Origin of the sequence: Flavobacterium limicola (assembly GCF_003634755.1) — a bacterium.
Taxonomy (GTDB): Bacteria; Bacteroidota; Bacteroidia; order Flavobacteriales; family Flavobacteriaceae; genus Flavobacterium; species Flavobacterium limicola.
The window spans coordinates 288,980-303,557 of record NZ_RBXA01000002.1 but is presented as its reverse complement, the minus strand read 5'-3'; the positions used below and the strand labels follow the sequence as shown (position 1 = coordinate 303,557).

General features: G+C 33.2%; 13 protein-coding genes. 2 read left to right on the top strand and 11 right to left on the bottom strand.

The window, feature by feature from the left end; genetic code table 11:
• From BC952_RS08695 to BC952_RS08645, 11 genes are all read right to left on the bottom strand, one after another.
• Positions 1 to 1,044 carry an o-succinylbenzoate synthase gene (locus tag BC952_RS08695; protein WP_121365220.1) on the bottom strand — a complete coding sequence of 348 codons (1,044 nt, stop codon included), beginning with the start codon at positions 1,042 to 1,044 and terminating at the stop codon, positions 1 to 3.
• Between the two features lie 52 nt (positions 1,045 to 1,096).
• The gene (locus BC952_RS08690; RefSeq protein WP_121365219.1) at positions 1,097 to 1,453 is read right to left on the bottom strand and encodes a helix-turn-helix domain-containing protein; all 357 of its coding nucleotides are present in this window, start codon (positions 1,451 to 1,453) and stop codon (positions 1,097 to 1,099) included.
• A gap of 5 nt (positions 1,454 to 1,458) precedes the next feature.
• Positions 1,459 to 1,752, bottom strand: a complete 294-nt coding sequence (locus BC952_RS08685; RefSeq protein ID WP_121365218.1) for a type II toxin-antitoxin system HigB family toxin — start codon at positions 1,750 to 1,752, stop codon at positions 1,459 to 1,461.
• A gap of 135 nt (positions 1,753 to 1,887) precedes the next feature.
• Positions 1,888 to 3,096, bottom strand: a complete 1,209-nt coding sequence (locus tag BC952_RS08680) for a tetratricopeptide repeat protein (protein ID WP_121365217.1) — start codon at positions 3,094 to 3,096, stop codon at positions 1,888 to 1,890.
• 172 nt (positions 3,097 to 3,268) lie between these two features.
• Positions 3,269 to 3,946, bottom strand: a complete 678-nt coding sequence (locus tag BC952_RS08675; RefSeq protein WP_121365216.1) for a metal-dependent hydrolase — start codon at positions 3,944 to 3,946, stop codon at positions 3,269 to 3,271.
• Positions 3,947 to 3,990: 44 nt separating this feature from the next.
• Positions 3,991 to 4,953, bottom strand: coding sequence for a 1,4-dihydroxy-2-naphthoate octaprenyltransferase (menA, locus tag BC952_RS08670; protein ID WP_121365215.1), 963 nt, complete (start codon positions 4,951 to 4,953; stop codon positions 3,991 to 3,993).
• An 83-nt stretch (positions 4,954 to 5,036) separates the two neighbouring features.
• Complete coding sequence (locus BC952_RS08665) at positions 5,037 to 6,551, bottom strand: PH domain-containing protein (protein WP_121365214.1); 1,515 nt, start codon at positions 6,549 to 6,551, stop codon at positions 5,037 to 5,039.
• Complete coding sequence (locus BC952_RS08660; protein WP_121365213.1) at positions 6,551 to 7,072, bottom strand: PH domain-containing protein; 522 nt, start codon at positions 7,070 to 7,072, stop codon at positions 6,551 to 6,553. The genes BC952_RS08665 and BC952_RS08660 overlap by 1 nt, the downstream gene beginning before the upstream one ends.
• A gap of 84 nt (positions 7,073 to 7,156) precedes the next feature.
• Positions 7,157 to 7,987 carry a 1,4-dihydroxy-2-naphthoyl-CoA synthase gene (locus BC952_RS08655; RefSeq protein ID WP_121365212.1) on the bottom strand — a complete coding sequence of 277 codons (831 nt, stop codon included), beginning with the start codon at positions 7,985 to 7,987 and terminating at the stop codon, positions 7,157 to 7,159.
• Positions 7,988 to 8,716: 729 nt separating this feature from the next.
• Positions 8,717 to 9,571, bottom strand: a complete 855-nt coding sequence (locus tag BC952_RS08650; protein ID WP_121365211.1) for a CvfB family protein — start codon at positions 9,569 to 9,571, stop codon at positions 8,717 to 8,719.
• A gap of 196 nt (positions 9,572 to 9,767) precedes the next feature.
• The gene (locus BC952_RS08645; RefSeq protein WP_121365210.1) at positions 9,768 to 11,018 is read right to left on the bottom strand and encodes a hypothetical protein; all 1,251 of its coding nucleotides are present in this window, start codon (positions 11,016 to 11,018) and stop codon (positions 9,768 to 9,770) included.
• A 374-nt stretch (positions 11,019 to 11,392) separates the two neighbouring features.
• Between BC952_RS08645 and BC952_RS08640 the strand changes: the two genes are divergently transcribed.
• Positions 11,393 to 13,039, top strand: a complete 1,647-nt coding sequence (locus BC952_RS08640; protein ID WP_121365209.1) for a reverse transcriptase domain-containing protein — start codon at positions 11,393 to 11,395, stop codon at positions 13,037 to 13,039.
• Between the two features lie 135 nt (positions 13,040 to 13,174).
• Complete coding sequence (locus BC952_RS08635) at positions 13,175 to 14,527, top strand: M28 family metallopeptidase (protein WP_121365208.1); 1,353 nt, start codon at positions 13,175 to 13,177, stop codon at positions 14,525 to 14,527.
• The last annotated feature ends 51 nt before the right edge of the window (positions 14,528 to 14,578 follow it).

The following is a 14,578-nucleotide window of genomic DNA, read 5'->3' as shown; positions in this document are numbered from 1 at the left end:
TTATAATAGGTCAAAATCAAACGCCCAATTCAACTCTTTTTTGTACCATAATTGCCCTTCTGAAACTTCCAGCGGGCAGTCAAAATTATTGGTATAAAGTGCTCCAGTTCCTAATCCCTGAGGCATCAAATTGTGTTGTAAAAAGGTCCATTGTGCAATCGCATTTAACCCAATATTACTCTCTAACGCCGAGGTAATCCACCACCCGATTTCATGCTTTTCAGCCAATGTAATCCATTCCTGTGTGCCTCGAAAACCACCTACAAAACTAGGCTTCAAGATGATGTATTGCGGTCTGATTTTCTCTAATAATTTCTCTTTTTCTTCTAATGCAAACACTCCTATTAGCTCTTCATCCAAAGTAATAGGAAAAGGACTGGTTTTACACAGCTCTGCCATACTGTCAGTATGGTTTTTTTGTATTGGTTGCTCTATACTATGTAGTTTAAATTCAGATAGTTGTATTAATTTATCTAAAGCTATATTTTCATCAAAAGCACCGTTCGCATCAACACGAATTTCGACTTGCTCCGGAGTGAAATGTTCCCGAATAAAGCGCAATAATTGCAATTCTTTATCGAAATCTATCGCTCCTATTTTGAGTTTTATGCATCGAAAACCCTCAGCCAGTTTTTCTTCAATTTGCTCTTTCATAAACGACTCCTCACCCATCCAAACTAAACCATTTATCAGTATCGATTTTGTTCCATTTGTAAAGTCCGAAGGAAACAACAAAAATGGACTTTCACTCACTAAAGATTGGAACGCCATTTCGACTCCAAATTGTATCGAAGGGAACTCCAATAACACTTCCCAAAGCTGATCTTTTCCCAAGTTAATATTGTCGCAAGTCCATCGCAATTTTTCTTCATAATCCGGTCGGTCATCAATACTTAATCCGCGAAGGATTCCGCACTCGCCTATTCCTTTTTTACCTTCTTGTTCCAAGACGATAAACCAAGTTTCCTTTTCATTCATAACCCCGCGGGAAGTTCCTGATGGTCGTTTGAAATTAAGAATGTATTTGTGGTAGGTTGCTTTCAAAAGTTATTAAGTATGAGTTATGAATTGTGAGTTGAAACAAACTCAATCAATTTTAATACGGTTGAATTAAAACATCTGTAGGAATGTTTAATTGCTCGTGCAATTGACGGATCATTTCCAATGAAAGTTTTCGTTTCCGATTTAAGATTTCACTCGCACGACTTTTAAGACCTATAATATTCGCTAAATCATTTTGATTGTATCCCATTTGCTCCATTCTGAATTTTATGGCTTCAATTGGGTCGGGCATGCCTATAGGAAAGTGCTCATTCTCGTATTGGTCAATTAAAATCCCAAGCACTTCTAATTCGTCGCCTTCAGACGAGCCTTTTTTAGCGTCAAAAATAACTTCAAGTCTTTCGAGAGCTTGATTATAATCGTTTTCTGTTTTTATAGGTTTAATTTCCATTGTAATTAAATTTTGTTGGCGTCAATTTTATCATATTCTGCATGCGTTCCAATAAACCGAATCCAAACCATTTGATGATCAAAATTTATTTTAACTATTAATCGGTAATTATTTCCTTTTATATTGAAGACAAACCGATTGTTATTTAAAATACTTGCACTTGGATATTGCTGTTTTATCATATTTGGATTTTCCCATTCTGCTTTGCTAGTTTCCTGAAACCAAGATTTTAATTGCTGTTCACAATCAGTATGCACAAGCCAGAAATCCCTTAATATTTTTTTCGCAATTACTCTCAAATTCTATTTATTTTACAAAGATACACAAAAAGTTCCCGTTTTGGGAATTTATTTTTTTAACAATAGAATTATAAGCTTAAATGTCTGATGTAAAAAATCGCTTCTTTAAAACATATAAGTCATTTAAGTTTTAATCTATTTATCCATCAACTTCAAAACTCTTTCAAAGTTGTTAGAAACTATTCCCGCTTTTTTGAAAGCTGCAAAATCTTGTTTTATTTTTTGAGTCCAACTTAAACTATCCGTTACATTTTGAGATTGATACTTTTTGTAAATAGCTTTCGCCGAAGCATAATTATCATTCAATAAATAGGCGTGCGCCAAATTTAGCTTTATCAGCAACTCCGTATCATCAAGCTTCTCGCCTTCTTTTAGGAATTTAATCGCTTTACCGTATTGCTTCGTCAACACATAACTACTTCCTATCGAGTTGTAATCCAAGGAAGTTGCTTTTCCATCATTGATTATAGTAGTCAGTTTCACAATAGCCTCTCCTTGTTTTGCTTGTTTTGCTAATACAGCGGCTTGTTTGCGCAAATCGTCATACACGCTTTTAGAAAGACTGCTTTCGCCAAAACAACTGTTACCAAAATCCTTGAACGCTTTAGCACGCTCTACAGCCAATAATTTTTGGAATTCCTTAAAGGTATACTTGGATTGAATTTTATCGAGAATACAAACGCAAAAATCATCTGAATTGGTCATTTTTTGAGCCAAATTGGAGGTTTTGCATTGATCGATGATTGCTTTTCTGTTTTCAATTGTCCAGCCACGACTGAGTTTATTATCGACCCATGGCACGACTTCCAAGATGATTTTTTGGTTCATAATCCAGTTTTTACTTTCGAAACCAAACCATAAATTCCCTGAATTGGATTGCATACAAGCCGATTTCTCTGTAGAAAGTCGCTTGGCGTCTTTACTTACTGGTGTGTCCTGAACCAAACACGCATCATCCGTTTTTCCGTTTTCTTTGTATTTTACAGCTAATTCAGCGCTAGAGAAAACAGCATACTTGCATTTGTCATCTCCTGAGATTTTTGACAAGATAAAAACCGCTCCTGCTGAACCTTGACTAATTCCCGTTGGGTCCGGAATTGCTTTTAAAACCGAAACTAAACTGCCCGCCATTTGCTGATTTTTATCCAAAAGCGTTATTCTGTAAACAACTTCTGTAGTTCCTTCGGGGAAATCTTGGGTCTTTATGATGATTCTGTCTCTTGCGGAAACCGATATTTCTTCAGTTGTAGCACGGGTTTTATCCCAATAGCCGTCTTTTTGAGAGAAAACGGTATTTGCAGTAATTAGCAACAAAAATAAAACGATAAAATTCTTTTTATGCATGATTGACTTGGAATTCTTTAAAATTTAAACACAAAGTTTTAGCAAAGTTGATAAAGTGTTACAGCAACGATTAACCTAGCCCTGATAGCAGCGGTATCCTTTACTTGCTTTTTTAAGCAAGTAAAGATACAAGCGAATAGCAGGAGATTGCTTCGAAAAACTCGCAATGACTTTACAAGTCTATGGAACTTCCTATTTCCAGTAGCATCAAATCTTTTCCTTTGTTGAAAAATTTACGAATAGATTCCTCATGGTCAATTTCGATATAACCGAAAGTATCGAAATGGTAACCCAGAATTTTATCGCAGTCCAAGAAATCAGAAGCGATTATGGCATCTTCGACATCCATGGTAAAATTATCGCCTATCGGCAAAATTGCTAAATCAAGTTTAGTGCGCATCGGAATGAGTTTCATATCCATTGTCAGCGCCGTATCACCAGCAATGTAGATGTTTTTATGTTCGCCTTCAATGACAAAACCACCCGGATTCCCCCCATAACTGCCGTCTGGAAACGAACTGGAATGAACGGCATTTACATATTTTAGTTTCCCAAAATCAAAATTCCAACTTCCTCCGTGATTCATGGGATGTGATTGAAACCCTTTTGCACCATAATAACCTGCAATTTCAGCATTGGAAACAATTACCGCATTGGTTCTTTTGGCGATTGCCTCCACATCCAGAATATGGTCTCCGTGAGCGTGGGTAAGCAAAATATAATCTGCTTTTAAAGTGTCAATGTCAATGTGCGCTGCATTTGGATTAGCCGAAATATAAGGATCTACAATAATGTGTTTTCCTCCAACTTCTATACTTAATGACGCATGACCGTAAAATGTTATTTTCATATTTATTGATTTAAAATGGAATAATTCCCTACTTGATTATTAATTTATCTGCCGCCTAAAAAAGTATTTACAATGATATCCGAAAAAAAGTAAATCATACCTAACGACAATAAAACCGAAAGTGCAAAAGTACTCAATGCAAGTTTTTTTAATTCAGGATCTAATTCCTTAGCGTTTTGATTTTTATAGACCGTATTTAAATGCTTTATTAAAGGTATGTAAGCCAATAAAAACAAATATTGATCAAAGTGAAAATCGTCAATAATAGCAAAAATCAAAACCAAAACCATCGCCGTTACAATCAAAATGTAATGGTATATTTTAGCTTTGGCTCCGCCAATTTTTACTACAATCGTATTTTTATTTGATTTTCTATCCGATACTTCGTCTCTCATATTATTCAAATTCAAAACACCCACGCTCAACAATCCAATAGCTATTGCAGGCAAAACCAACAACGCATCCAATTGTTTCGAGTATAAAAAATTCACTCCTAAAGTACTTACCAATCCAAAAAATACAAATACAAATACATCGCCAAATCCACGGTAGCCGTAGGCGGTATTTCCAACCGTGTATCGAATAGCAGATACAATGGAAAGAATTCCCAATACTAAATAGAAAAAGGAATACCATAGATTTGTATCTCTAAACGCATAATAAATCAACAACATCGCCGAAAGCAACGTCAAGGCTGATGTCATTATAATGGCTCGTTTCATGGCTTGTGGAGTAATCACACCGCTTTGTATCGCCCGTTTTGGCCCTACCCGATCTTCATTATCTGTTCCTTTCATGCCATCACCGTAATCATTAGCAAAATTGGACAGTATCTGCAATCCTAATGTTGTCAATATAGCAAATCCAAACAATCGCCAATTAAAGACCTCTGTTGGCGTTAATATACTATCTGTTGGGTGTGCCAAAGCATACATGCTTCCCACTATTATTCCAGAAACAGATAAGGGTAAGGTTCTTAATCGTGCGGCTTCAATCCAATGTTTCATATTTTTTTATTTAAAAATTTGCAGTTTAAAACTTAAGATTTGTTGCACAGACAACTTTAAACCTTACGCTTTAAACCATTTTGTTACATCCAATTGCTATCGGAAGTTTCTATTTCGTACAACCAAAGATTGACTTGTTGTTTTACTATTGAATAATTTGCTAACTGAAAAGCAATATTTCCTCCTGCAGTATGCAATGTTATGGAACCAATATTCAACTTTTTATGCCAGAAAAGCTGCGAAGTTGTAATTGCTTGTATTTTACTGGGCTCAATAATATCATTGCTGATGTCCCAAGCGCCACTTTGCTTTATTATAAAATTCTCGTGAATGAATAATCGGTTATTTTTAAATTTAAAATACTGGATTAATCCAATAACAACTACATACACCGGCACCACATAACTATATTCAAAAATTATAGGCTCAAGCCAATATCCAATCCCTAAAAATCCAAACAAAGTTAATCCTATTGAAAGAAAAACAGAAAAAATAAGTTTACGAAAATTAGGCTGAAGCATTACTCCTTTTTCAGGAATTTGATGAAACAATAATCTCAATATCGAATCTCTCTCTGCTTCACTACATCCCGGAATTTCTATAATCGACTTGCGTTCTTCTGTTTCACCGCTGGTCGCTTGTTTGATTTTCAGTTCTAAAATTCCCATTCTCTTTTGGAAATAATTCCTTTTAACGGTCGTAATCTGCACTTTTTCAGGTTTGATGATAGTACTTTTTGTATTCAACAATCCAAAAGATAATAACAAAGATCCTTTTTGTCGGGTTATTTTGTAATCATAGTATTTGAAAACAGTACGGATTACATTCACAACCAAAACCACTACAAACAATAGTATTATCGATGTTAAAATAGTTTGCAGCACTAAGTTTTTATCGATATATGAACCTACTTTTTCTTCATAAACTTTGCTTTCGTCTCCAAAATTTTGAAAATTCTCATATATTGTACTAAAGAAAATCACCAATAAAGCGATACTTCTCCCGTAATTAGAAGTTATTCCAACTTTCAGTAAACTCAAAAAACTGATTTTAATAAAAGGATGCGCAGCTTCAAATAGTTTTTGCTCAGTTTCCTCCAATGACGTTGTTTCAGTTCCAATTGTAGTCCTTAGTTCTTCATTTTCCAATAAACGAAATTTCAAGTCCAAAGCCAATTCATGCGAAATCGCTTTGATAGCGCCTTCTTTTTTATTGCTTCCGGCTGTATCCACATCCAATTCATAAACCCCAATTAACTTTTGAATAAAAGACTGATTGATATTTACCTGCTGGATTTTACGAAGCTGAATAGCAGTTTTAGTTTTATTGAAAACGCCTTCTGTAATGATAAATTCGTCGTTTTCGGTATCCAAAAAGAAAGTAAAATTCAGGTATTTCAAATAAGAAATAACCCCAATACTTACAAAAACGGTAAGCATTCCAAGGAAAAAATACAACTTATTAACCTCGTCAAACTTAAAAATCCAAATCACAATCATAGGCCACAAAGCTCTGGCGTATTGCTGAAGCGTATAAAAAAACATCACCAAAATCCCTATTGAAGATTGCCTTTGTGGCTGACTAAAATCGGCTCCCATTACAATTGCTTTTGTATTTTGCCCATCAACAATTGTTTGATATTTTCAGCTTGTTCTTTTTCGATTCCCGGAATTTCAATATCACTGGAACTTCCACCGGCAGTAAAAATTTCAATTTTGGTCAGACCAAAATAACGTGAAATTAACCTTTCATGCAAAGCCACGTGCTGTACTCTATTATAAGGAATTACAATTGTATTTGTAGCAATTATTCCGAACCTGAAAAGCACATCATGCTCTCGGAAAGCAAATCCTTTTTTCTTAAATCCAATAATAGAAAATGCTACCAACAAAACTGAGAATACAGGAATTACAATTCCTATAATCAACCAGACTCTTCCTAAAAACAATTCGGGTTTAAACAACGAAATCAATATTGGAACAAGAATAAGTATGCCAATAAATAACGCCAAATTAATCAATACCACCCTAATGTATTTAGGATGCAAATTCGTAAAAGTGACTTCCTCAAATTTTGGAAGTTGGCGCGTATCAATCGTTTCGTTTGTGAAATTTTCCATTTATAAAATTTAGTTTAAAGCGTAAGGTTTAAAAGTTTTAAAGTTCCTTTTCAAAACAACTTTAAACATTAAACATCAAACTTTTTACGGCAACCATTTTTTCTCAAAATTCGGTTTTCTTTTCTCTAGGAATGCATTTCTTCCTTCTTTAGCTTCTTCAGTCATATATGCAAGTCTTGTAGCTTCACCAGCAAAAACTTGTTGACCCACCATTCCATCATCGGTAAGATTCATCGCAAATTTCAGCATTTTAATTGCCATTGGAGATTTTTGCAAAATTTCCTGTGCCCATTCATAAGCGGTATCTTCTAGTTCAGCATGCGGAATCACAGCATTTACCATTCCCATATCCATTGCATCCTGAGCAGAATAATTGCGTCCCAAGAAGAAAATCTCGCGTGCTTTTTTCTGTCCCACCATTTTAGCCAAATAAGCCGAACCGTATCCACCGTCAAAACTCGTTACATCGGCATCCGTTTGTTTGAAAATAGCGTGTTCTTTACTCGCCAAAGTCAAATCGCACACCACATGCAAACTGTGTCCACCACCTACAGCCCAACCTGGAACTACAGCGATAACTACTTTTGGCATGAATCGAATTAAACGTTGTACTTCTAAAATGTTCAAACGATGTTGTCCATCATCGCCTACATAACCTTGATGCCCGCGAGCGTTTTGATCGCCACCGCTGCAAAAAGAATATACGCCGTCTTTAGACGAAGGTCCTTCGGCAGAAAGTAAAACGACACCAATGGACGTATCTTCTTGTGCATCGTAAAAGGCATTATACAATTCAGCAGTTGTTTTCGGACGGAACGCATTGCGCACATCTGGTCTGTTGAACGCAATTCTGGCAACGCCATTGCATTTCTTATAAGTGATATCTTCGTATTCTTTAGCAGTGATCCAATTCATCGTAATCAATTTAAAATATTTCAGTGTAAAAATAAATCATTTTTTACATTTTATCTATTCTATTTGCATAACCTTATGGTAATCCTTCTCTGATTAAAGGCTTTAAAATGTTAAAAAACAATAAAAAAATAGCATTTTAACAGTTGCCAATTCAAATTATTTTTAATTTTAGAACAAGCTAATCAGATGAATACAAATTCTTTATCTTGATTAATTATTGATTCTTCACTGATTTATTAACCTAAAAAAAGAATGTATTGAATGCAATTAAAAATGTTGTCGCTCCTTTTTCTACGGTAATAACTTATAAAAATATTTTCAAAGCCCCGATAAACGAGCTAATGATACTAGCATTTGCCCCAGCAGTAAAAAATAAAAAGTAACACCTACGGTTAAATTAAAGAGTTATTTTCTTGTCCTTGCAAAAGTGAGACATTAATAAACAATTGTTTAGAAAATTATCTTCCAATATATAGAAAACCAACGGCCTTATTGTGAAATTATTTCTTAACTCTTAAGCAAGTGATTGTACATTTAAAGACAAAACTATCTTTTAAAGTACTTACGCTTAAGTTAATATTTTTAAAATAGTATCAAGCATACTATTGCGCTTAGAAGCGGATAAAGCTACTTTGAACTTCAAATTTATTTTAATGTTGCCAGAATTTAATATTCTAAAACAGCATTAAAAAGAGAAAGACTAACCGTTACGATTAGTCTTTCTTTTTTTTATTCCTTAACCAAGTAAATTCCGTCTTCCTTGATTTCGATTAATTTCTCTCGATATAAAGCTCCTATCGCTTTCTTGAAGGTTTTTTTACTCATTTTCAAAACCGTTTTAATGTCTTCCGGATGTGAATTATCAGTCAAACGCAAGAAACCTCTACTCGCTCTTAACTCGTCTAGAATTTTCTCTGCATTTGGCTCAATACTTTGATAGCCTTGAACTTGCAATGCCACATCAATCTTATTATCCGGACGAATTGTCTTGATATACCCTCGCATGCGGTCTCCCGTGCGAATCGCATCATCATAAACTTCATCTTTGTACATCAAACCTTTGTACTTTTCGTTGATGATAACGTTAATTCCTAATTCAGTAATATGAGAAACAATTAAATCTACTTCTTCCCCTTTTTCAACCGTTAGGTGATCATTTTTTAAAAACTGATTCAATTTACTGGAAGCCACCAAACGATTAGTTTTCTCGTCCATATAAAGGTACACCAAGTAGCGTTTTCCTTTTTCCATAGGGCGTGCCTGCTCTTTAAACGGAACCAAAATATCTTTTTCCATTCCCCAATCCATAAAAGCACCAATCTGATTGGTATAATTCACACGCAAAAGTGCAAATTCATTTAATAATATATAGGGTTCTAACGTCGTGGCAACGGGTCTTTCTTCGTGGTCAAGATACACAAAAACAATCAACTCCTCACCTATTTCAAATTCGTTTGGTACGTATTTGTTAGGCAACAGAATGTCATGAATTCCTTCGGGATCTTTTTCTGGATTTCCCAGAAACAAACCCACTTTGGTATCGCGTAGTATGGTAAGCGTATTGTATTTTCCTATTTCAATCATTTTCTTTCAATTTCTAAAGCGCAAAGGTACGAAGTTTGAAAATAGTAAATTAAGAAACCGTCCACAAAAAAACAAAGCCTGAATCCGATGATTATTTTCTTTTTTAGGAGCATAACTTTCCGTTATTTCATCACGAATTGTCCCGCTGTCCGCAGTATCCACGCCCAAAAGCGTGGGATACTTGCTTCTATCGGGGCTAGATAAGGACGTTTTGTTTATTTAAATTTGCATAATCAAAGTTCAAAATTTCAATCCTTTTAATTCCTTTAAATCTGAAATGTCTTTCTTTTCCATCTCTCATAAAGCATTTAGCTTTAATATATTTATTTTTTTTAGAATCTGAATTTTCATCAACTAATCGATGATCTAGAAACTCACATTCTGAAATTGTTCTTGTTGATAAAACACCTTTTTTTGACCTATATTTTATCCTGAATATTTTATTTGATTTTTTTGGAGTTTCAATCTCTTCTTTAAGAAATTGTTTTATTTTTTTTGCAGACTCCAAATTACCATAATAAGGAGCGTAATCTTTAGAATATAAATCTAAAGAGTTTTCTTTTTCAAATTTAAAATCCAACAGCTTTAAAGTTTCATTCTTATTTGTTAAAAAATCAAAATACTCTAACTGATAATAACAATGATTGAAACTGATTTTGATTGGTTGACCAATTGTATTTCCAATATTATAAAATTTTAACTTAGGATTGTTAAATCTCATGAATTTATTATCTCTTATAAAACGTTGAATTACATCAATTAATTCTAAATCATGATCAATAACTAAATCCAAAGATTCGGGTGTAAAAAACTCTTCTGAAAAGGAATTTGTCAAAGGATTAAACCATCTACATTTAATTAAAATTTTAGCAAAAATTCTTTTTGCAGTTCCAGTTTTCTTGTCAAAATTCGATTCTTTTAACTCATCAGCTTTTTTAGCTCCAATAATAACCATAACTGGAGGTAAAAAACTCAAACATGCAGTAATTTTATAATGATTTTTATCTGAATAATTGTCATAGCTAAAACTAGATTTTTTCTTTCCTAATTCAATTTCCCAAGATTTTAAAATAACATTTTTATTAATAAATTCATTTATATCACTTTCTTTGTTTATTACAATAGCTTTTTCCAAAGGCAAACTCTGCACTTCTTCATTACTGTTTATGGGACTTATCTTCTTTATTTGATCTATTAAAAACCAATTACTTTCATATTTATGTGTTTTATTAGAATAAAAAACGCATTTAATTTTACTTGCATTTGATTCTTGAACACCAGACTTTTCATCAAAATCAAGTGTCTTTTTATAATCATTGTACACCTCTATAATCACCATTAATGGTGGAGTCATCGTTGCATCAGCAGTAATAAGTATTTTATTATTTGTAGAATAATAAGGATGATTTTTTAATGTAACTATTTCTCCGAGTGCAAAACTTCCCATAACGAATATTTTTTAGCTAATATAATAAAAAAATACTTACATTTGATGGCCTTGTATGATAAGCTGAAATTTACATTTGGATAGGACTATAAATTTCTAAAGTTTTAATGACTTTATGAAATTACTAGATAAAATTTATTTTATTTAGGAAGTGGATTATAAATTTCTGTGGCCTTCAGAAGAAGAACCAGAATCTCTGCTAATATAAGCAATTTAGAGCTAAATGTCAAGTCTATTGATGTCATGTCTACTATAAAGTTATTATTACAAATTATACAATGACTCATTAATTGGGTACTAGTCTGGCTCGCAAGAGAAGTATGTAAAACTAAATCATTATTGCTAGAGCAAATCATCACAAGGCATTTTTTAATATGAATTCTACAAATAAAGAGACATCAATTCCAATTTGGATAAAAGCAAAAGGATACATGCACCTCACTCCTAATATAAATGTTATCAGTAGTTGGCGTGAAATCAAATCTAAAATTGAAAACCAAAAATTCATTGAAAAATATGCATTTTATCCACTTATTCATTCCATAATAAAAGAAAGAAAATACAAAAAAATTGACACCAAAAAGTTTGAGAAAAAGAACGATAAAATTCGTTCTCATAAATTAAAAAGTATAAAAACAGGAAAAACAGAAAGTGCTGCAAAAAACAGACCTCTGCACTACGCCTCTCATTTCGACGCCCTAATTTACGCATACTATGCTTCATTACTTCAAAAAAAATATGAAGAAAAATTAGACTCCTACTTTGGACTTTCAGAATGTGTTACAGCTTACAGAAAAATAAAAATCAATCCAAATTTGCCTGATGATGCAAAAGGAAATGGAAAAAGCACTATTCATTTTGCAAAAGAAATTTTTGATACGATTACTGAAAGGTCAAAAAAGGAAAATATCGCTGCTTTAGCATTTGATATAAAAAGTTTTTTTCCATCACTTGATCATAAAAGGCTAAAACTTATTTGGGAAACTATTATTGATGTTGAAGAACTGCCAAAACATCATCTTAATGTTTTTAAAGCATGTACTAAATTTAGTTATGTTCTATTAGATGATTTAAGAATTTATCAAAAAAATAAAGGTAAAAAAGCAGGGTTTGACGAAAAAAAATTGTCTAATATCAGAAAAACAAAAGGTTTTAAATGTTTTTTTGAATCAAACCAAGATTTTAGAAATCATATAAAGTCAGGAAAACTAAAAATACATAAATTTCCATTTAGAAATAAAGAAACAAAAGAGATAATGGGTATTCCGCAAGGATTACCCATTAGTGCAGTTTTGGCGAATATGTATCTCTACTATTTCGATTTAAGTATTCTTGAAAACTTAGTAAATAATAAAGGTTGTTATTACCGTAGGTATTCCGATGATATTATTGTAGTTTGTAAAGTTGAACAAATAAATGAGGTAAAAGAATTTGTAGAATTACAAATGAAAGAAAATATAGTAGAAATTAGTAAAGAAAAAACTGAAACTTTCATTTTTAAAAATATTCAATTTAATAAAGCTAAAGAAGTAAGATTAACATCTATAAAAATAAATTCTGATGGTACAGAAACATTAGAAAGCCCATTAACATACTTAGGATTTGAATTTAGAGGATACAATACTTTAATAAAGTCTACTAATATTGCTAAGTTTTATAGAAGAATGAAAAGCATAATACGTAGAAGATCTAGAAGAGCAATATTAGGAATTCAAAAAGATCCTTTTCAACAAAAAGCAATCTATATTAATCAAATAAAAAAATTATTCAAAACTATTCCGAAGAAAAAAGATAGTGATAATGAAAACTCACAGTTAATTCGTTCAAGAAAAATATTAGTACCTAATCATAAGGGAGAATTTAACTTTGAAGAAGTTAGAACAAGTCCTAAGAAACAGAGTAACTATTTTTCTTATTTAAAAAGAGCTTCCAAAATTATGAATGAAGATAAAATCGAAAAGCAATTAAGGAAATCTAAGCATATTTTATATAGTTCTATTGCTAAGTATTTAAATAAATAGCATTTTTTATAAAACATATCAACTATGAAAATGAAAAACTTTAATAAAATGATTTAAACAAATCCTAAAATCCTGTTTCGCTTATACTTTCTTTTTCTTTTTTACTAACTTTGAGAAAACTAAAAAAACAAATTAATGAAACCAACCTCAATTCTCTGTTTGTTCCTACTACTATTCATTTCTCATACCAATTACGCACAAACCACAGTCGATGACCCCGAAATAAAAAAAATGGTTGCCGAAGTAAAATCGGAAAACATGGAAGCTACAGTTCGTAAACTCGTATCTTTTGGAACCCGACATACATTAAGCGATACCAAAAGCAACACCCGCGGCATTGGCGCAGCCCAACGCTGGGTAAAATCAGAATTTGATAAATATGCTTTGGCATCAAATGGAAGACTGACTTCTGTGATTGATTTTTTCACCATCAAAGCCGATGGAAGACGTATTGCCACCGACAGCCAGTTGGGTAATGTGATGGCAACTTTAAAAGGAACTGACCCTACAGATGACCGTGTATTGATTATAAGCGGCCATTTAGATTCCCGTGCTTCAGATGTAATGGATGCTAAATCAGATGCACCAGGTGCTAATGATGATGCTTCCGGAGTTGCAGCGATGATGGAACTTGCCCGAATTATGAGCCAAAGAGAATTTCCTTTTACCTTAATTTTTGTCGCTGTTGTTGGTGAAGAGCAAGGATTGTACGGAGCCAAACATTTAGCCGATGTTGCCAAAGATGGAAAATGGAATGTAATTGCGATGATCAATAATGACATGATTGGAAACAGTTTATCCAGCGGTACTTTATTGCGTGATAATACTAAAGTTCGCGTTTTCAGTGAAACAATTCCATTTTTAGAAACGGAAGCAGAATCAAAAATGCGTAAATCTACCAATCGTGATAATGACAGTCCATCCCGACAATTAGCCCGTTACATCAAAACAGTTACCAATCAATATGTAGAGCAACTGGATATTAATTTAGTGTATCGCAACGACCGTTTCTTGCGTGGAGGCGATCACACTCCTTTCAGTCAAAATGGATTTACAGCTATTCGTTTTTGTGAAATGAATGAAAACTATGACCACCAACACCAAAACGTGCGTAAAGAAAATGACATTCAATACGGTGATTTAGCTGAATTTATGGACTTTGAATACATGAAGAAAGTAACCTGTTCTAACTTGGCTACATTCAGCAATTTGGCTTGGTCCCCAAAAGCACCTACAAACGTAGGAATTGAAGTGAAGGATTTGACTAATTTCTCTACTTTAGTTTGGACCGCTCCTGAAGGAAAATCGGTTTATGGTTATAACATTCTGATTAGAGAAACATCCTCGCAACATTGGGAAAAAACAATTTTTGTCAAAGACACTAAAGCTGAAATCCCTTATTCTAAAGACAATTTTTTCTTTGCTGTACAAGCTGTAGATGCATTAGGACATTCTAGTTTACCGGTTTTTCCAATACCAATTCGCTAAAAAAGCGTTCAATACTAAATAAAAAAAGCGTTTGCCTGAGGCAAACGCTTT